This window comes from Actinomycetota bacterium (assembly GCA_004297305.1).
Taxonomy (GTDB): Bacteria; Actinomycetota; Actinomycetes; order S36-B12; family FW305-bin1; genus FW305-bin1.
Genome location: SCTR01000013.1, coordinates 1 through 19,562 on the forward strand (window position 1 = coordinate 1; position 19,562 = coordinate 19,562).

General features: G+C 68.0%; 19 protein-coding genes. All 19 read right to left on the reverse strand.

Annotation, left to right across the window (positions count from 1 at the left end; genetic code table 11):
- Positions 1-196 precede the first annotated feature (196 nt).
- Complete coding sequence (locus EPO13_12395) at positions 197-802, reverse strand: carboxymuconolactone decarboxylase family protein (protein TAK68034.1); 606 nt, start codon at positions 800-802, stop codon at positions 197-199.
- A complete protein-coding gene (locus tag EPO13_12400; GenBank protein TAK68035.1) occupies positions 799-2,346 on the reverse strand; it encodes a hypothetical protein in 1,548 nt (515 codons plus the stop codon). The genes EPO13_12395 and EPO13_12400 overlap by 4 nt, the downstream gene beginning before the upstream one ends.
- A gap of 69 nt (positions 2,347-2,415) precedes the next feature.
- Positions 2,416-3,003 carry a nuclear transport factor 2 family protein gene (locus EPO13_12405; protein ID TAK68036.1) on the reverse strand — a complete coding sequence of 196 codons (588 nt, stop codon included), beginning with the start codon at positions 3,001-3,003 and terminating at the stop codon, positions 2,416-2,418.
- Positions 2,933-3,850, reverse strand: a complete 918-nt coding sequence (locus tag EPO13_12410; protein TAK68037.1) for an ABC transporter permease subunit — start codon at positions 3,848-3,850, stop codon at positions 2,933-2,935. The genes EPO13_12405 and EPO13_12410 overlap by 71 nt, the downstream gene beginning before the upstream one ends.
- Before the next feature lie 9 nt (positions 3,851-3,859).
- Positions 3,860-4,663, reverse strand: coding sequence for an ABC transporter ATP-binding protein (locus EPO13_12415; GenBank protein TAK68038.1), 804 nt, complete (start codon positions 4,661-4,663; stop codon positions 3,860-3,862).
- A 296-nt stretch (positions 4,664-4,959) separates the two neighbouring features.
- On the reverse strand, positions 4,960-6,015 hold the full coding sequence (locus EPO13_12420) for an acyl-CoA dehydrogenase (GenBank protein ID TAK68039.1): 1,056 nt from the start codon (positions 6,013-6,015) through the stop codon (positions 4,960-4,962).
- Positions 6,012-7,193, reverse strand: coding sequence for an acyl-CoA dehydrogenase (locus EPO13_12425; GenBank protein ID TAK68040.1), 1,182 nt, complete (start codon positions 7,191-7,193; stop codon positions 6,012-6,014). Before EPO13_12425 ends, EPO13_12420 begins: the two co-directional genes overlap by 4 nt.
- Positions 7,194-7,195: 2 nt before the next feature.
- Positions 7,196-7,960, reverse strand: coding sequence for a crotonase (locus EPO13_12430; protein TAK68052.1), 765 nt, complete (start codon positions 7,958-7,960; stop codon positions 7,196-7,198).
- Between the two features lie 262 nt (positions 7,961-8,222).
- Positions 8,223-9,527, reverse strand: a complete 1,305-nt coding sequence (locus tag EPO13_12435) for a TetR/AcrR family transcriptional regulator (protein TAK68041.1) — start codon at positions 9,525-9,527, stop codon at positions 8,223-8,225.
- A gap of 98 nt (positions 9,528-9,625) precedes the next feature.
- Positions 9,626-10,039, reverse strand: coding sequence for a Rieske (2Fe-2S) protein (locus tag EPO13_12440; protein TAK68042.1), 414 nt, complete (start codon positions 10,037-10,039; stop codon positions 9,626-9,628).
- Positions 10,018-11,151: a hypothetical protein gene (locus EPO13_12445; protein TAK68043.1), complete on the reverse strand. Its 1,134-nt coding sequence runs from the start codon at positions 11,149-11,151 to the stop codon at positions 10,018-10,020. Before EPO13_12445 ends, EPO13_12440 begins: the two co-directional genes overlap by 22 nt.
- Before the next feature lie 138 nt (positions 11,152-11,289).
- Positions 11,290-12,240, reverse strand: coding sequence for a hypothetical protein (locus EPO13_12450; GenBank protein ID TAK68044.1), 951 nt, complete (start codon positions 12,238-12,240; stop codon positions 11,290-11,292).
- Between the two features lie 14 nt (positions 12,241-12,254).
- Complete coding sequence (locus EPO13_12455) at positions 12,255-13,121, reverse strand: FAA hydrolase family protein (protein ID TAK68045.1); 867 nt, start codon at positions 13,119-13,121, stop codon at positions 12,255-12,257.
- 140 nt (positions 13,122-13,261) lie between these two features.
- Positions 13,262-14,926 carry an FAD-dependent oxidoreductase gene (locus tag EPO13_12460; protein TAK68046.1) on the reverse strand — a complete coding sequence of 555 codons (1,665 nt, stop codon included), beginning with the start codon at positions 14,924-14,926 and terminating at the stop codon, positions 13,262-13,264.
- A 239-nt stretch (positions 14,927-15,165) separates the two neighbouring features.
- Positions 15,166-15,885: a GntR family transcriptional regulator gene (locus EPO13_12465; GenBank protein ID TAK68047.1), complete on the reverse strand. Its 720-nt coding sequence runs from the start codon at positions 15,883-15,885 to the stop codon at positions 15,166-15,168.
- 112 nt (positions 15,886-15,997) lie between these two features.
- Positions 15,998-17,209: an FAD-dependent oxidoreductase gene (locus EPO13_12470; GenBank protein ID TAK68048.1), complete on the reverse strand. Its 1,212-nt coding sequence runs from the start codon at positions 17,207-17,209 to the stop codon at positions 15,998-16,000.
- On the reverse strand, positions 17,209-17,403 hold the full coding sequence (locus tag EPO13_12475) for a ferredoxin (protein ID TAK68049.1): 195 nt from the start codon (positions 17,401-17,403) through the stop codon (positions 17,209-17,211). Before EPO13_12475 ends, EPO13_12470 begins: the two co-directional genes overlap by 1 nt.
- A gap of 33 nt (positions 17,404-17,436) precedes the next feature.
- Positions 17,437-18,657, reverse strand: coding sequence for a cytochrome P450 (locus EPO13_12480; GenBank protein TAK68050.1), 1,221 nt, complete (start codon positions 18,655-18,657; stop codon positions 17,437-17,439).
- A gap of 74 nt (positions 18,658-18,731) precedes the next feature.
- Positions 18,732-19,562 (reverse strand): amidohydrolase (locus EPO13_12485; protein TAK68051.1); only part of this gene is annotated, 831 nt, incomplete at its 5' end.

The window sequence follows — 19,562 nt, forward strand, 5'->3', positions numbered from 1 at the left end:
CTTCTCATTCCACTCCACCAAGAACGCGTCGAACTCTTCCCGGAACTTCGGATCCAAATACGGACGGTAATCCTCCATCAGCGCACCAGCATGACCGTCGCTGGAGATGATCGTGAACGCTTCGGCCATCAGAAGTCCCTACCGTCCTATGGAAATTGCTACTGGGAAATGTGCAGAGCCCTGGCGAAGATCGATGCTAGGCGGACCGTTCCGGGGCGGTCAACCCCACCGACGGATCGCGGTCGGCGTCCACCAGGCCCAACGCCCGGATGACCACGGGGACCAATCCGCCCCACCATCCGACACTGAGCACGAGTTCGAGCGCGCCGTCGTCGGTCCACCGCTCGCGGGCCGCAGCGAAGTCCTCCGGGGGCACGCCGCCGCCGGCCAGCAGCCGCTCGGCGATACCGACCGCGAGCAGTTCGTCCGCGGAGAACAGCTGCTCGTCCACCTGGCCAGCTTCGATCGCGTCGATCTGCTGCTGGGTGACCCCGGCCCGCAGCGCCATCGGGACGTGCTCAGCCCATTCGTAGGAGGTCTGCTGCTGCTGGGCGATCCGGAGGATGACGACCTCCCGGACGGACGACGGCAGCGTGGCCTGGACCAGCAGCGCGCTGGACATCAACATGAAGGGCCGTAGAACCTGCCCGGCGTTGGCGACCAGCCGCGAGATCGTCAGGTCCTGTCCGGTGGCCTCCAGCTTGCCGAGCACGCGCGAAGCATCGCCCTCGGTGTCGCGCGACGTCCGGCGACGTAGCGAGGTGTGGTTGGGAAAGGTGTCGGGGGCCGGGAACGTGGTCACGAGGCATCCTCCGGGAGCAGGGCCGCCATCGAGCGCAGCCGGTCGCGTAGTTCGGGCTTCATCACTTTGCCGGTGCCGTTACGAGGCAGGCTGTCCACGAACTCGTAGCGCTTGGGCTGTTTGTAGCCGGCAAGTTGGGCGGCGCACGCCTCTTGTGCGGCGGTGAGAAGCTCGGGTGTTCCGACGATGAAAGCGACCGGCACCTCGCCCCAGTGGTCGTCGGCCCCACCGACGACGGCACATTCGAGGATGCCTGGCACACCGAGCAGGACACGTTCGATCTCGAGCGGATAGACGTTCAGGCCACCGGAGATGAACATGTCCTTCTGCCGGTCGTGCAAGAAGTAGTAGCCGTCGTCGTCCTTGCTGGCCACATCTCCGGTCCTGATCCAACCCGCCGAGAGGACCGACGCGGTCGCCTCGGGCAGGTGCCAGTAGCCGATCATGCCTTTGGTCGACCGGACCACCAGCTCGCCGGCCTGCCCCGCCGGCAGTTCCACGCCATCCTCGTCCACGATCTTCATCCGGACTCCGGCGATCACCCGGCCGATGGACGAGGCTCGGCTCTTGGTGGCGGGGTCTGCCAGGAAGCGCCGGTGTTCGTCCGGCGTCAGCACCGTGAGAGCCGTGCCCGTTTCGGTCTGGCCGTAGCTGTGCAACAGACCGCACGGCAGCATCGCCGCGGCTCGCTCGACCAGATTGAGCGGAGTCGGCGCTGCGCCGTAGATCAGCACCCGCATGGAGGACAGTCGAGCGGCATCGAACGCCTCGCTGTCCAGCAGCGCCTTGATCATGGTGGGCACGAGGATCGTGACGGTCACGCCATGGGTCTCGACGGCCTCGATGAACGCCTCAGCGGTGTACCGCTCCAGGATGACGTGTGCGTGGCCGTCCAGCGCCATGCTGAAGACCCGGGTCCCGGCCGCGGCGTGAGTCAGCGGCGTCGAGCTCAAGAACACGTCGTCGTGCGTCATATCCTGCGAGAGCAGGATGTGCCAGCCGTTCTGGATCATCGCCGACTGGGTGGTGACGACGCCCTTGGGACGCCCCGTGGTCCCCGAGGTGTACATCAGGAAGACGGGGTCGCCTGCTGTTTCCACCTCCGGCGGCTCGTCCGCCGATCCGGCTGCCAGGAAGTCCTCGTACGCCGGCGACTTCGTGGCGACGGTCGGGACGTTGGCGAACGCTGCCGTCGCGGCGTGACCGGCTTCGACGAAAGCGAAAGCCGGTGTCGAGTCCGAGACGATGTACGAAGCCTCCGCCTCGGTGAGCCAGTTGCTGATCGGAACAGTCATGGCGCCGAGCAGCGCGGCCGCAAAATAGATCTCCGGAATTTCGGCACCGTTGCGCTGCACGGCGATGATGCGGTCGCCACGGTCGACGCCGGCCTGCCGCAACCGGTTGGCGAGCCGGAACACCCGCTCCTGCAGCTGCGTCCATGTCCGGGTGACCGTGCCGCACACCACCGCGCGATCGTTCGGGTAGATCTCGGCATTGCGGGCCAGCAGGTCTCGCAGCAGGAGAGGGGGAACCGCAGATTCCATACCAGGTTGTCCAATCGGTGTGGCGGCGGTCGGCTCGCCCCGCCGACCACGGCGCCTGGTTTCCTTCGGTCAGCTTCTGACGATCTCCGGCCCCGGCCGCAGCAGGCTGACAGCGGTCTGCGCGGCGATCCGCCACCCGGCGGGAGTCCGGACCACTTTCTCCCGGACCACGGACACGACGATCCGGCCTTCGGGATCGGGATTGAGCCCCCGCGCCTTGACGAAGACCTCGCCGTCCTCTTCGGTCACCACCAGGTTGGTGAACAGGTGGGCGGTGGGCACGCTCCGCTTGCTGAGGTGGGCGACGATCGCGGGCAGTCCGGTGACCGGAGCCAGCCCCATGGCCGAGGAGTCGAAGACCGCATCCGGCGTGAAGATGTCCGCCATCGCGTCCCAGTCCCGCTCGTCGACGGCATAGCTGTAGCGATAGATGAGCTGATTGATCTCTTGGGTGTCTTCGGCAGTCAGGGTCACCGACGCGTGGTCCCTTCTCAACGTGGCCGACCCGCAACCCGGTCGACGACGGTCGTGATCGACATGGACATGACGCGAGGGCAGGCCGTCGGCCTGCCCTCGCGTCGAAGGATCAACCGCCGGCGACCCACCAGTGCATCGCGCGCCGCTTGATCGCGTCGGCGATGGCGACCAGCGAAGCACCCATGACCGCCAGGTAGATGACGATCGCGAACGTGAGCGTCGCGTCGACGGTGCTGGTGGCCTGCGTGATCAGCCGGCCGATGCCGGGCGCACCGGTGAGGATTTCTGCGGTGACGACCGAGAGCAGCGAGAACGCCAGCGCGACGGGAATCGCCGCCATGGTCCACGCCAGCACGAACGGCAGCCGTACACGACGCATGACCGCGGCTCGGCTCGCTCCGAGGATCGACGCGTTCTGCACCAGCTGGGGGGCAACCGTGACGCCACCCTCGTAGGCGTTGAAGAACGACACGAAGAACACGACCAGCAGCGAGACCACGATCGAGCTGAGCTGCGTCGGCCCGAAGATGATCACGATGATCGGGATGAACGCCACTCGCGGCGTCGCGTTCAGTGCGTCGATGAACGGCCGCATGACCCGGGCAGCGAACTGCGACCCACTCAGCAGCAGGCCGACGAGCGCTCCCAGACAGATACCGATCACGAGACCGACCAGGGCCGCCTGCAGGGTGTTCCACAGGTACGGCCAGATGAGGATCGACTCGTTGCGGCCCGTCGCGAGGTCAACGACCTTCTGAGCCACCTGCGTCGGTGAGCTGATGAAGAACGGGTCCATGAACTTGAACCGCGAACTCAACGCCGGAATCTGCGGGAGGTACTGCCACGCCAGCAGGAAGGCGATCAAGATCGCCAGCTGACACGCGATGATCGGTCCCCGCGCCAAGCGGATCTCTCGCGAACGCCCGCCGGTGATGTTCTCCATCTCGCGGGTCACGGTCGACGGCTGGTCCACCGTCTCCTCGAGCACGTCCTCGCCCCGGGTCGCCTGGGCCACTTTGTCTGCCATGGATACCACCTAGGCCTGAATCTGCTCGTTGAGTTGGTGCCATACCTCGCCATACGTCGCCAGGAAGGTCGGGTCCTCCCGAAGCGCGTGCATGTCCCGGTCACGGCCGAACGGGACCGTGCGGTTGTACGACACCGCAGCGGGACGCTGCGTCAGGACAATGATCTCGTCGGACAGCGAGATCGCTTCCGACAGGTCGTGGGTTACCAGCAGGAGCGACATGTTCAGATCGCGGGCGATCTTCAGCACGTCCTGGTGAAGTTCGATCCGAGTCGGCTCGTCCAGCGAGGAGAACGGCTCGTCCAGGAGCAGGATCTCCGGCTTGGGCGCCACGGACGTCAGGAACTGCGCCCGCCGACGCATACCGCCGGAGAGCTGGTACGGGTAGCTGTCACCGGCAAGCTGCAGGCCGGCCATCTCCAACAGCTCGTCAATCTGGGCCTTGACCTTGGGGCCCTTGATGTGCCTGAACTTGAAGGAGATCTGGATGTTCTTTCTGACCGTGAGCCAGGGAAGCAGCGTGTCCTTCTGGAACATCATCGACAGCGGGTGGACGTCCTTGTCCGTCGTCCGATTCCAGCTGAGCGTGCCACCGGTGGGCTTTGCCAAGCCAGCGACGACCGACAGGAGCGTGGACTTGCCACAGCCACTGGGACCGATCACTGCGATATTGTGTCCGGACCGCATCGTCAAGGAGATGTCCCGGAGCGCCGCGGTCCCATTCGGATAGTTGTACTTCACATGATCGATCCGCAGGAGCTCGCGCTCGCCTGCTTGCAGCGGTGGCTCACTCGTGGCCAGTGGACTGTCCATCAACTGCACTCCGTCCGGATGAGTTGCTTCGTAGCTTCATCGAAAAACGCCATGCCCACCTGATCCGTGGTAGCCCTGTGACCATATCGGCGGTCACCCGGGCAGTCCCCTGCGCGGTGCACGAACGCGACATCGCCGACCCAGGACTCCCCGCCGGCCCGACCGCGCCCGACACTGATCCGATCGGGCGCCGACCCGGGACCCGGGTGTGCGACACCACAGTGTATGCCCTGCCTCCCGTTCAGGGCAGTGACCGATCCGGCACAACCCGTTCCGGAGCCTCTCGTGCCGCGCATCTACGCCGTGGTCCCAACCCGGCGGGCGCCGACGAGTTCGTACAACGACTCGCCGTTGCCGTACCAGTAGTCGAGGGCGTACGCCCGGCGCAGATACCAGTGCAGGTGGTACTCGGTGGTGAAGCCGATCCCGCCGTGGGCCTGCAGGCCCGTCTCGCATACCGACCGGCACGCCTGCGAGGCGAACGCCTTGAGCGCCCAGGCGGCCTGTTCGAGCTCGGCCGGGGACTGCTCGGCAGCGTCCGCGGCCACCGCCGCGGTGTAGGACTCCAGCGCAAACGTCGCCTGCGCCATCGCCGCCACCAGGTGTTTGATGGCCTGGAAGGAACCGATCGGCCGGCCGAACTGCTCGCGCGCGGATACGTAGGTGATCGTGTCCTGCAGGACCCGCCGGGCGATCCCGGCCAGCTCGCACGACAGCAGCACCCGGATCCAGGCCCGGGCGGTCACGAGCCGGGCGACCGCGTCGCTGCCAGCGGCCAGCACCGCGCCCGGGTCGACCTGCACCGCGGTCGCAGTCAACCGGGCGTAATGCGAACTGGGGTCTTCGGAGGCCGTGTCCTGCACGAGCAGTCCGGCTTGATCGCCGGGCAGCGCGAGTAGCACCGGGCCACCGTCGGCACCCTGGGCCACGACGACGAGCAGCTCTGCCTCGGCGGCAAAGCGGACGAGTTCGAGGCTGCCGTCGAGCACCCCGTCGGCAAAACGCAGCTGACCCTGCTGCGTGGACCAGCCGATGGCCGCCTCAGGGTCGGCGAACGCGAGAACCTGTTCGGTCGGCACGCCGAGAACGGCCGGCAGGACGACCGACTCCACCAGCGGACCCGGCACCAGGCGGTCGCCCATCAAGGTCATCAACGGTCGCAGGTCTGCCAGGCCGGCACCAAGACCGTCCTGCTCGACCGGGACAGCGAGGTCGGCCCACCCCTGCTGCAGGACGTCGGCGAAAAGCGCCGCATCCCAGCCACCGTGGCCGGCGGCCAGTGCGCCGACCCTGCGGTCCAGGAACTCCTGCAGGCCTTTGGCGAAAGCAGCGTCAGTGGCGGTCACGGTCATGACGCTCCCTTCGGCAGACCGAGGAGTCGATCGGCGACGATGTTGCGCTGGATCTGCTGGGCACCGCCGTAGATCGATGCCGCCCGTGAGTACAGGTGATCGTGCACGATCAGACTCGGGTCGAGTCCATAGGGCTGGCCGTGCGCGGCCCGGAAGGGCCCCAACAACTCCGCCAGGGCCTCGCAGACGATCTGTTCGGTGTCGTTGAGGATCAGCTTGTCGATCGAGTCGTACGCGCTGGGCCCGGCATCCTCCACCAGCCGCTCGACCGTCGTCCGCGTCTGGGCCTCGAGCGCCCGGATCGCCACCTCGGCACGGCCGATCGCGCGGTAGATCCGCTCGCCCTCGGGACCGGCCGGAACGTCGCGCAGCGCGGCGACGGCGTCGTCAAGCATCCAGCCGATCTCGGTCATCCGGCGGATCGTGTAGCTGCTTCGCTCGCGCGACAGCGTGTCCATAGCGATGCGCCAGCCGCCGTTCTCGGGGCCGACCAGATTCTCGACCGGCACGCGAACGCCGTCGAAGAACACCTCGCAGAACTCCGCGTCGCCGGTCATCTGCACGATCGGGCGGACCGTGATGCCGGGCGTGGACATCGGCACGAGCAGGTACGAGATGCCCCGATGCTTCGGCGTCGCGGTCGGATCGGTCCGGCAGAGCACCGCGCACCACTGCGCCTGCTCGGCCCAGCTGGTCCACACCTTCTGGCCGTCCACGACGTAGTCGTCGCCGTCGCGGACTGCCTTGGTGCGCAACGACCCGAGGTCGGAACCCGCCTCAGGCTCCGAGAACCCCTGACACCAGATCTCGTCGCCCGACAGCAACGGCGGCAGGACCCGAGCGCGCTGTTCCGGCGTCCCGAAGGCGTGGATCGACGGGCCGACCACGTCCAGTCCGATGAGGCCGATGGGCGCCGGGGCGTGGGCCCGGGCGAGCTCCTGCGAGAACACGAGCTGATGGCGGGGGGTGAGGCCCTGACCGCCGGAGTCGCGAGACCAGCTCAACCCCATCCAGCCGGCGTCGAACAGCGTGCGCTGCCACTGGCGGAGCACCACGAAGCGCTCGTCGAGGTCCAGTGGCGCGCGGGGAATCTCGACCTCGCTCAACCACGTCCTGGCCGAGGCGGCGAAGGCGACCAGGTCGTCGTCGACGTCGGTGGGCCGGTGGGGAACTGTCATGCTCATGCTCCGGTGTACCGCGGCTCACGGCGCTCGAAGAACGCGTTGACGGCTTCCTTGGAATCGGCGTAGGCCGACAGCTCGCCGGACAGGCCCTGCTCGAACTCGTAGCCAGCCTTGATGTCCATGTACTCGATGGTGTTGAGGCTCTTCTTGGCGAAGCGCAGGGCCACCGGGCTGTGTCGCGCGATCAACCGCGCCACCCGGTAGGCCTCGTCCATGAGCTGCTCGCGCGGCACGACGGACAGGACGCCCCCGAAGCGGGCGAACTCGCTGGCCGGCAGCGGCTCGGCGGTCAGGTGCAGGTACCGGACGAGCTGCTGCGGCAGCAGGCGCGAGGCGTGCTTCGCTCCGCCCATCACCCCGACCCCGACCTCCGGCAGCCCGATCCTCGCGTCCTCGGACGCCACGACCACGTCGCAGGAGGCGACGATGGCCAGACCGGTCCCGAGGGCCACTCCGTGGACGGCGCCGACCACCGGCAGTTCGCAGTCGTAGATGGCGAAGAACGACGCGCGGACCTGCGCCATGCGCGCCCCCGCGTTCTCCGGGGTCATCGTCAGGAACTCGTTGAGGTCGTTGCCGCCGCAGAAGTGCTTGCCGGCGCCGGTGAGCACGATGACCCGCGCGTCGGGCAGGTACTCCCGTGCCGAGGAGAAGAAGGTCTCGATGGCCTCGTACGTGGCGTTCGTACAGGCGTTGACCGGTGGGTTGTCCAGCCACACCGTCGCGATCCCATCCTCCGTGGACCAGCGAAGGGAGTCCAAACCGTCGGTCACGCGCCATCCTCCGTGTCGTGAGCTTGCGGGCAGGTCGGTCGATCGGTCGGCACGTGGCCGCAGACGTCTCGGCGTGCTCACGTTGCCATGCCGGGCATTGCCCGACTATCCCCCGACCGGCCAGCCATCAGCGGCTGCCGCCGCCGGCTGAGATCACCCGAGTCCACCGCCGCTAATCGCCCACACAGGTCGCCCACGGCAGCGCCGACGGGCAATAGTGGCCGGGCTGTTGCATCGATGTCAACGGATGTTATCGACGGAAATCGGCGATCGGCGGACCAGCGGCACCCTCTTGGGGTAGGGGCCGGACCGGCGCACCGAAAATGGCCATGACGATCGCGGTCAGCTCGGCCGCGAACCGGGGATCGCGCGCCAGCCGCCGGACCCGGACCAGGTCGTCGATGACGGTCAACGCGGCCGCCACTCGCACCACCGCCTGGGCGTCACTGAGCTGCGGACAGCGCCGTCGCGCCCAGCGCACCCACTCCGCTGCGAAGTCGACCCGGAACCGCCGGGCGCGCTCCCGCGCGCGGTCCGGCAGATGCTGGGACTCCGTCCGAGCCACCGCGAGCAGGTCGGTCGCCTCCATGGCGACCCGCAGGTACCCGGCCACCAAGGCAGGCAGCACGTCTCGGTCGTCCGTGGCGGCGGCCAGCGCGCGCGTGGTCTCCAAGGCGATCCATTCGTGCAGTCGCTCGACGCACGCCAGCAACAACTCGGACTTGCTGTCGAAGTACCGGTACACCGCGGGCCCGGCGATGCCCGCCTCGCGGCCGACGTCGTCGATGCTCACCCCGCCGTAGCCGTGGCGGCGCAGCATCGCGGCGGTCACCGTCAGCAGGCACTCCCGGCGCGAGGCACTAGATCGCGCGCAACCGGCGAGCTGTGGCGAGATCCGGACCGCGTCGGCGGGTGGCTGCCCGGCGGTGGCGACCGCGAGGCTCAGGTCAGCCAGCAGGCCGGCGTACCCGGCGTGGGCGTACCGGCCGTCGCGATGGCTCGGGCTGGTGACGACGCTGAGCACGGCCCAGCCGCGCAGATCCCGGTCGTAGTCGTCCAGCCAGGGGTACTGCTCGCCGAGGGCACGCCGGACCGTCCCCGCGATGCGATGGGTGTTGGCCCGGATCTGCGCATACCCGGGCTCGCCGAGATGCCGGGCCTCCTGCTGCCAGAGCGGAGCCAGCCGGATGTTCTGCAGCGCCGCCGGCGCGAGCAACGTGACCATCGTGGTGAACGACTCGGTCGCCGGAACGGCCGGGCCGCCGGGCTCGACGGCATGCAGCAGGCGCTGCTGGCCCTGCTGGATGACGTACGACAGCAGGTCGTTCTTGTTGCCGTAGTACCGGTACAGGGCCCGCGCGGTCATCCCGCTGGCGCGCGCCACGTCCTGCATCCGTACGGCGTGGAAACCCCGTTCGGCGAAAAGATCGGCGGCCTGCTCGGCGATCTGTTCGCGTCGGCGGTTGTGCCGCGGTAGGACAGCGGACGCCCCGACCAGGGACGCTGCGCTCCCACGTGCCGCCACGCCGCCTCCTCGACTCCCCGAGGTCGACATGATCCATGGCGATCGGGCCGGCGAACAGACACAAAATAGCAACGGCGGGCCCGATCGCCAGAGGCGACCAAGCCCGCCGTTGCTACGGGAAGGCTGGACTACGCCGAAACGCGCTGCTTCATCCGAAGCAGCACCCGACCGCCGTCAGGCTCCACCTCGAACAGCCGAAGCCGGCCCGGCGCGGAGTCCATCACGCTGTGACCGGAGTCCAGGTTGTATTCGTAGCCGTGCCACGGGCAGCGGATGATCTGGCCGTCCATCCCGTAGACGAACTCCACCGAACCCTCTTCAGCCGGGAGCATCGTCCCGCTGACCTGGCCTCGGCAGATCGGCGCCAGGTGATGCGGGCACGCGTTGCGAAGACCCAGCCACCTGCCGTCCTCGCGGCGCAGGATCCCGATCTCCATGCTGCCCTCGACGTTGACGACCTTGAAGGTCCCGACCGGGAACTCGTCGACCGCGCCGACATCAATCTTCACGTAGTCATCGCTCATGACAGCCGGAACATCCATTCGCCGTTGGCCCGCATGATCTTCTTGACGTTGTACGGGTCGAGCCGCTTGAAGACGGTCTCAGGCTCGTCACCGTCCCAGTGCGGGTAGTCGGTGGTGAACATGAGCCAGTCCGTCGCCAGCATCTGCAGCAGCGTGTAGAAGTCCTTCGGGTTGGCCGGCTCCTCGACCGGCTGGGTGCCGAAGCGCACGTGCCGCTTAAGAGTCTCGCTCGGCAACTCGGTCAGCCACGGCGTCTCGATCCGGGTGGCCTTCCACGTGGCGTCCAGCCGCCACAAGGTGCTGAGCAGCCACGAGAAGCCCATCTCGATGAAGGCGAAGCGCAAGCGAGGGAACTTCACGAACACCTGCGAGAAGGCCAGGCTGTTGACGTTCGCCATGGCGTACTGGAAGTAGCCGGCCCGCCGCTCGGAGAAGGATTCCGGTACGCCGCCCGCGGGCATCATCGCGCCGATGTGGGCGCCCTCAGTGCCGGCGAGGTGAAGCAGAATCGGCAGGTCGAGCTCTTGGGCCGCCTCGTAGATCGGGTAGTGCAGGCGGTTGCCGAGCAGGACGTTCTGCTGCGCCAGGTAGACCGCCGCAACCCCCGGGTGGGTGCCCCGGCGGCGGATCTCCGCCGCTGCGGCCTCGGGGTCCATCGGACCGACACACATCGCGTAGCGGTACCGGGTGTCGTACTCACACCAGTGCTCGCAGAAGTAGTCGTTGAACGCCGCGGACAGCACGTTCGCCTCGTCCGGGCTCGCCATCGCCGACGCGAACGCGGCGGCCTCGAGACTGGTGGCAATCCCGAAGTCGATCTTGAATCGATCCAGGTAGTCCTTCTTGACGAACTCCGGGCTGGAGGCCGGGACGGCGCCCGGGTACTCCGCGGAGTCCGGGCGGATCGCGTTGTCCGTCGGGTGCTTGAACTTGAGCGGAAGGGGGTTGTACTGCGTACCCGCGTTCTTCAGCTCGAACCGTCGGCGCCACGCCAGGGGCATGTAGGGATAGATGTCCTTCATGCCGTTGATCGTGGAGATGTGCAGGTCGGCGTCGACGAGCCCCGTCCGCTCCGCGCCTTCCTCGCTGGGCTGCTCGGCGGCGGCCGGACGGGTGTCAAGTGCGGTCATGGAAACTCCCTTCCAGTGCTCTGCCAAGCATGCGTTGCCAGGGGGCGCTCCCCCTCACCAACGTCCTCAGCGACTTGTGAGATGAATCGATATTCTGTTGTCGTACTGCCTGCGAACCGACGGGTCCGGGCTTCACCCTTATCGTCGCAGGAACTCGTGGGTCGCACGTTGCAGGGTGGCCTCGTCGGGCTCACCCACGGCGGCCAGTGCCGCCATTGGATCACCGTTTCCCGTCGCGGGGAAGTCGGAGCCAAGCAGGATCTTGCCCGATGGGACCAGGCCGCCAAGATATCCCAGCTGCTCGACCGACACCGAGGCGGAGTCCACCCAGACTCGGGCCTGCAGCCGGGCGAGCCGGGCGGCGCGCTCGGCGTCGACGATCCCCCGCAGCCGCGGCAAGGTCCAGAAGAAACCGCCGCCGCCGTGCGACAGGCACAGCCGCAGGTCCGGCACGTCGTCGAGTGCGCCTGACAGCGCCAACGAGGTGGCCGCCAGCGCGGTGTCGGTCAGCACGCCGACACTGAACCGGGTGGCGGTCTCGGTGAGACGGCCGAGCCCCGCGCCCTCCAGTGGATGCAGCAGCACCGGCAGATCCCGAGCGGCGGCGGCGTGGAAGAACGGGCGCAGTTCCGGTGCGCCCAGTTCCAGCCCGCCGTACGTGGATCCGATCTCGACGCCGGCCAGCCCCAGCTCGACGATCTGGTCCAGCGCGGCCTCGACACCGGCGCCGTCGTGCGCAGCGACGGTCCCGAAGCCGATCAACCGGTCCGACTGCCGCGCCACGTACGCCGCCGTCGCCTCGTTGAGCCAGCGGCTGACCACCGTGGCCTCCGCCGGCGGCGCCCAGTACGGCAGCAGGACCGGCAGCGGCGACACCACCTGGACGTCGACGGCTACCTCGTCGAGGAACCGCAGCCGCTCCGGCAGGCCCCAGTACCGGGCGTCAACCCGCCGGTACACCGCGCCGGCGCGCTCGATCGCCGAACCGGTGTCCGAGTGCGTGACCACCGGCCACGCCGCGTCGGAGAACCGGTCGGCGAAATCGGGCACATCTGCTGGGCAGAGGTGCGCGTGGACGTCGCAGCGCATGCGCTGACCGCTGCTCAGCCGGCAGCGGGTACGGCGTTCACCAGCGGCGACCCGGGAACCTGCTCGGCCACACACACGTTGCGGCACTCCCCCAGCCCGTCGATGGCCGTCACCACCGTCTCGCCGGCACGCAGGTATCGCTTGGGATTGCGGGCACCACCCACTCCGCCGGGCGTGCCGGAGGCGATCACGTCGCCGGGCCGCAGCGTCATGACGGTCGAGACGAACTCGACAAGATCCGCGGGACCGAAGACGAGGTCGGCGGTGTCGGCGGTCTGCATCCGCTCACCGGCGACCTCACACGTCAGCGTCCGGCCGCCGCGCTCCTGCTCGGAGTCCGTCAGCAGCCACGGGCCGAACGGAGCCGAGGCTTCGAAGGTCTTGCCCGGGGTCCACTGCGACGACCGCAGCTGCCAGTCGCGCATCGAGATGTCGTTCATGACCGCGTAGCCGGCGATGTGCGAGTACGCGTCGGCAGCGGGGATCCGCCGACCGGCCGCCCCGATCACGATGGCCAGTTCGGCTTCCCAGTCCACGCGGGTGGACTCCGGCGGCAGCAGGATGTCGTCGTTGGCCCCGACCAGCGCCTCGGGGTACTTGGCGAAGAACATCGGAACCTCGGGAATCTCCTGACCGCTCTCGAGGATGTGCGTGCGGTAGTTCAGCCCGACACAGATGATCTTGCCCGGCCGCAGGATCAGCGGCGCGTAGTCCAGGCCATCGATCGGCAGCCGCTCACCGTCGGTCGACGCAGCCCAGTCGCGCCAGTCGGGCCGGTCCAGCACCGCACCGACGTCGACAGCAGGAAGCCGGACCGCAGCCTGGTCTTCCAGTCGCACCGCGGTCGTGCCGCCGTCGATCCGCACCGTGGCGAGTCTCACTGGTTGCCTCTCTCTGACAGGGGATCCGATGACGGCCGGGTTCGGCCGGCCGGGGAATGGACAGGGTGAGGGTAGCCAGGCGTCGGACGTCGCCTGGTGGCCGGGCCACCTCGGTCAGTCGGAGCCCGGGCCGGTGGCGATCACGCGTGGCTCAATTCAGCCGCAGCAGGCACCGCGGCGACGCCGGTCACCGCGGCTGCGACGGCCTGCGGGTCCGCCGGCGGAAGGTCGCCGCGCCAGGCGACGTGCAGATCCGGCCGGATCAGCAGCAGGTCGCGCTCGTACAGCTCCCGCACGTGAGCCTCGGCGATATCCAGCACGTCGAGCGGCGCACCGGTGGCCCGTACCGCCGCCTCCAGCGCCGAGGTGTCGTGCTGCGCCGCTCCCAGCCGCAGCAGCGTGAATCCGAGGCCGAGGCGATCCGCAACGGCTGTCCCGTCCGCAAGCCACACGTGCGGCAGCCGGACGCCGGGGAACGTCGAGGGCACGAAGGCCGTCGGCGACACGTCGGGCGAGTCACCGGACTCGTGACAGATCACCGGCGACTCGTCGTAGCAGTAGCCGAGTTCGGTCCCGACCATCTCGTGGACCAGCCGCTGCCGCACCGCCGCGGTGTCAGCGACCAACTGCCGGTTGTCCCGACCGGCAGGCGTGTTCTCCCAGAAGTCGGGGGTCGCCACGGAGCGCCAGTACTTCAGCCCATCGGCTGCGGCGCCGGCCGCATCTCGGTTACGGCGGCCCACCTTGCGGCGCTCCTGGTCGTAGCTGGCCAGCAAGCCGGGACCGGCCCAGCCCTGCACCGCTGCGGCCAGTTTCCACGCGAGGTTGTCCTGGTCGCCGATGCCGGTGTTCATACCCAGGCCACCGGTCGGGATGTACAGATGGTTGGCATCGCCGGCCAGGAAGACCCGGCCGTCGGCGTACTGCTCGGCGACCAGCAGGTGCTGCCACCACGAGCTGACGTGCAGCACCTCGAGTTCGACCGGCATCCCGAGGAAGTCGTGGACCAGACCAGCTGCGGTCTCCAGCGTCGGCTCGACGTGGTGAACGTTGAGCATGAAGTGCTTGAGGTCGTCCTGCACCACCATCACGCCACTCGGGCTGTAGTAGTGCCGGCCGTGGCCGGTCACGATGCGGTCGAACAAGTCCTCGCTGCGGAAGAAGATCTGGTGCACCGGGACGATGCGCCCACGACCCTCCAGCTTGATCCCCAGTGCCTTGCGAACGGTGCTCGGCCCGCCGTCGCAACCGACCAGGTAGCGGGCGGTGAAGTCCTGCGTGCGTCCCTGCCCGACGTCGACGGTGACGCGAACCCCGTCGTCGTCCTGCTCGAACGACAGCACGTCGCTGCTGTACCGGACGTCGATGAGGTCGTCGGCCTCGGCGTGCCGCTTCAGCAGCGGCTCCAGCGTGTACTGCGAGATCAGCTGGTACGGCTCGAGCGGCATCGACGCGTCACGGCACTGCCGGGTCGCCTCGATCGATGCGGTCACCGACGGATACTTCAGCTGCACCAACGGCGGTTCGGTGAGATCGGTGACGATGAAGACGTCCATCGGGATGTCGCGGAACCGACTGGCCGCCCGGATTTCGTCGGCGAGGTTCAGGCGCCGGAAGATCTCCATCGAACGGGCGTTGCACCGTTCCATCTTCGGCAGGAACGCCGGCGCGTCCTTACGCTCGAAGATTGCCGTACGAACACCCCGCTGGGCGAGATTGAGCGCCAGGGACAACCCCACCGGGCCCGCGCCGACGACGATGACGTCCGCATCGAGGGCCTCATCCTTGGTTCGAGATTCACCCATCGACACTCCCGATCATCGCCACCAACGGGCGCATGTCACCCGGCATGGGGTCAAGACTGCCACGCGACGCCGGCACTCCTCATCCTGGCCGGGCGACCCGGGCCGCGGCGCTAGCCGCTGACTCCCAAGCGCTTCGGACGCCTGCAGGCTAGACACGGCGGACGATCAGGTCAAGAAGGTCAACCTTCGTCCGGCCGCCGACCCGACGGGCCGTTACCGCCGGCAACAGAAACTGTGCCTCAGGCCAACCGCATGGCGTGATTGCACGATGCAGCGGCCGCGCTGCCCGGACCGTTGATCGCGTCATGCGCGGCCAGCACCGTGCGAAAGGTGGCGGTGATGTGCTGCGTCATCGCCGCGACCAGCTGGTCAGCGTCGCGAGCGACTGCGGCGTCGCAGATCGCGGCGTGCTCGGCGGAGATGTCCCGATCCGGCTTCGGTGCGAAGCGGGCCCAGTACCGATAGACCTCGGCGGCATCGAAGAGTTCCTGACGGACCCGCAGCAGCGTCGGGCTGCCGCACGCCGAGGCGACCGCGGCATGGAAGACCGAGTGCACGGTCATCCATTCGGGGTTGGCCTTCCCATCGACGAAAGGCGCGGTCGCGCGCAGGACGTGATGGGCTGCCACGACGTCGGACTCCCAACGCACGGTGCCCAGGGTGACCGCACGTCGCAGGGCTATCGACTCCACCTCGATTCGCACCCAGGTCAGATCCTCGAGGTCCGGCACCGACAGGGACCGGACCCGGAAGCCCTGCTGCGGACTGGCGACGGCGAGTTCTTCCGACGCCAGCCGGGTGAGGGCCTCTCGGACGACGCCCAGGCTCACCCCGAAGTCGGCCGCGAGACTGCTCAGGTGCAGCCGCTGGCCCGGGGTGAGGTCGCCCACCAGGATGCGGCGGCGGACCAGTTCATAGACGTCCTCGACCAGGCTCTTCCCCCGAGGGATCGTCTTCACCGGCCGATCCGCCGGGTGAGGGCGGCCGGTCCGGTACGTCCTGACATCAGTGCAGTCCCACCATCAGTGCTGGCACTCCCTCAGTGGCTCGACGCCGGGTCCTGGCCCAGTACTAGCCGGCGACGGCGGCCTGCCGGATCTCGGCGACGACCTCGTCCACCGGCTGCGACGCGATCACATGCTGCCGCAGCATCCGCGCCTCGCGAGGCAGGTTGCAACTCAGCGCCGCGATCGTGGTCCCGGCCACCGAGTACAGCGCAGCGAACTTGCCTGCTGCCGGATCGCCGGTGACGACCTGGAAATCGGCATGGCTGCCCGGCAAGCCGTAGGCCTGCAGTTTCAGGTCGTACTGGTCGGACCAGAAGTACGGCACCGGCGCGAACGGCTGTCCCTTGCCGAGCAGCGTCTTGGCCGCTGCCATCCCCTGCTCGGTCGCGTTCATCCGGTGCTCCACCCGCAGTCGCCCGAGTTGCGGGTGTTCCCAGGATGCGACATCACCAGCGGCCACCACACCGGGAGCCGCCTGGCAGAACTCGTCGCACTCCACGCCGTTGACGATGGACAGCCCGCTGTCGGCCAGCCAGTCGACCGCGGGGATCGAACCGATGGCGACCAGGACGACGTCGGCGTCGACCGCCGTACCGTCGGTGAGCACCACCCGGGCGACCTTGCCGTCGCGGCCCTCCAAGCCGACCACACCGGTGGAGCACCGCACGTCGACCCCCCGCGCGCGGTGCTGGTCGGCGAGGAAGTTGCCGACGACGGGGCCGAACTGGCGCACCATGGGAGCCTCGAGCGGATCCACCATCGTGACGGTCAGGCCCAGGTCGCGCGCGACCGAGGCGACCTCGGCACCCAGGAAGCCGGCTCCCACGACCACGAGCGCCTTCGCCGCGCGCAGCTCGGCACGAAGCGCCAGCGCATGGTCGAGGGTCCGCAGGATGTGGACTCCGGCCAGGTCGTGGCCGGAGTCCAGCAGCCGGGGCCCGACGCCCGTGGCGATGACGAGGCCGTCGTAGCCGAGCGTGGTGCCGTCCGACAGCGTGACCTGCTGTGCCTGAATGTCCGCACCCGTCGCCCGGGTACCGAGCACCCATCGGGCGTCCAGCCGCTCGATGACGTCGTCCTTGCGCAGCACGACGCGATCCGCTTCCCACGCCCCGGCCAGGACCTGCTTGGACAGCGGCGGCCGGTCATACGGGTGGGCGGTCTCGTCGCCGACCACGACGACCTCTCCCTCGTACCCCTCCCGCCGCAGCGTCTCGACGGCAGTCAGGCCCGCTGCCGACGCCCCGACGACGACGACGCGCCTCAACGACGTCATCACTCCTCGATCGTGATCGCCATTGCCGGGCAGAGGCTGGCGGCCTCGCGGACCGACTCGTGCAAGTGCTCGGCCGGGTTCTCCTGCAGCAGGACCACGACGCCGTCGTCGTCGTTCTGGTCGAAGACCTCAGGAGAGGCCAGCACACATTGACCGGCCCCCACACACATGTCCTCGTGGACGATGACCTTCATCGACTAACAGACCTCTCTCGGAGAACGACCGGACTACCAGGTGACAGGAAGCGAGTGCAGACCGTAGACCACCCCGTCGGCCTTGAACGGCAACTGATCGACCGACGTCGCCAGCGCGAGGGTCGGGATGCGGCGGAACAGCGACTGGTAGGCGATCTGGAGCTCGATGCGGGCCATCTGCTGGCCGAGGCACTGGTGGATGCCGTAGCCGAAGGCCAACTGCTGCCGAGAGTCGGTCCGGCGGATATCGAGCTCGTCGGGGTTGGTGAAGACGTCCGGGTCCCGGTTGGCGATGTCGTTGGCGACGATGAGGCCCTCGCCGGCCCGGATGAGGGTGCCGTCGATCTCGATGTCGTCCAACGCGACCCGGCGCCGGCCGAAGTGCGTGATGTTCAGATAGCGCAGCAGTTCCTCGACCGCGTCGGCCACGAACTGCGGATCGTCGCTGTCGCGGATCGCCGCGAGATCGTCGGGACGACCCAGCAGCAGCGCGGTCCCCAGCGCGATCATGTTGGCCGTGGTCTCGTGGCCGGCGACCAGGACCAGATCGGCCATGGTCGCCAGCTCTTCGCGAGTCATGTTGCCGGTCTGCAGCTGCTCGACGATCAGTCGTCCGAGCAGGCCCTCGCCGGGGTCGGCAGCCCGGATGTCGACCAACTCGGCCAGGAAGTCCAGCAGCTGCTGCGCGACGACGCGCGCCTCCTGCGGGTCGGAGGTCTTCGACAGCAACGTCGTACTGGCGTTCTGGAAGAAGTCGCGGTGCTCGTACGGCACGCCCAGCAGTTCACAGATGACGAGCGACGGCACCGGTAGGGCGAAGCCCTCGACCAGGTCGGCCGGGTTGGGACCGGCCAGCAACTCGTCGAGCTGGTCGTCGACGATCTGCTGGATCCGAGGCCGGTAGGCCTCCATCTTCTTGAACATGAAGGTCGGGTTGACCCGACGGCGCAGGACCGAGTGCTCCGGCTCGTCCATATTGATCAACGACGTGGTGAGGCCCTGCTTCACCGCGTTGGCACCGTTGAACGACGGGTACCCGGGCAACTGAGTGTTGACGCTCAGCCGTGGTTCGGACAGGGCCGTCTGGACGTCGGCGTATCTGGTGATGATCCATGGCGTCGAGTCGTCCCAGATGCGCACCCGGGAGATCGGGTCCTCCCGCTGGATCCGGGCCAGCTCGGGAGCAGGATCGAACGGGCATGCCCGGTCCCGCGGCAACGGGAACACCGGACACGCACTTGCCTCGCCGCCCACCGAACTCTCCTTAGCGTTTGCCTCGTCGGGACAGGTCTCGCGGTGCCCGGTCACAGGCACCGCGAGACTCCGGTTCAGCCGACCAGGACCGGCTTGTGAACGTCACCACGCGGGAACCGGTCGACCTCCGGCGGCGTCAAGATGTCCCGCGGCGCGATACCCACCTGCTGCGCAATCGGAGCCAACGCCGCCAGATCGATACCGAACACCGCCGCAGCATTGCCCCCCAACAACATCCGCGCCTCGTCCAACGGCACACCAGCCGACCCCACCGTAGCCCGCAGATACTCCTGCGTGGTCTCCAGCAACGTCCCCTCATGATGCGGGAAATCCATCCCCAACATCATCTTGTCCAACCCGATCTTGTGCCGCGCCTCCACCTCAGCCTTCGAGAAGATCGACGACCCCAAGAACACCTGACGACGGAAATACTCACTCGGCTTATGCGCGATCACATGCCGGTAGTCGGTACGGAAATAACTACCCTCATACGCGTAGTCCATCTCCTGCAACGCCCCCACAACCCAACCCGAACCCTGCTCGGTCAGCACCACCTTCAGACCCGGGTGACGCTCCAACACCCCACCCCAAATCAAATGATCCAGAATGCTGTGCACATAGAACATCATCTCCGGCACATACAACCGGATACTGCACGCCGGATGCGGCACCGCCGGAGTCGAGATCGGCCGCGTCGAGGTGCTCGACAGCCCCGAATGGCTGTTCACCACCATCCCCAACTCGTCCAACACATTCCAGATCGGCTCGAAATCCGGGTGATACAACGGCCGCTGCGGATCGAAGTTCGGCAACACGATCCCCCGGAACCCGTGATCCCGAGCCCACCGGATCTCCGCCACCGCCGCCGGCACATCCCATTCCCAACTCACCGCCGCCATCGGAAT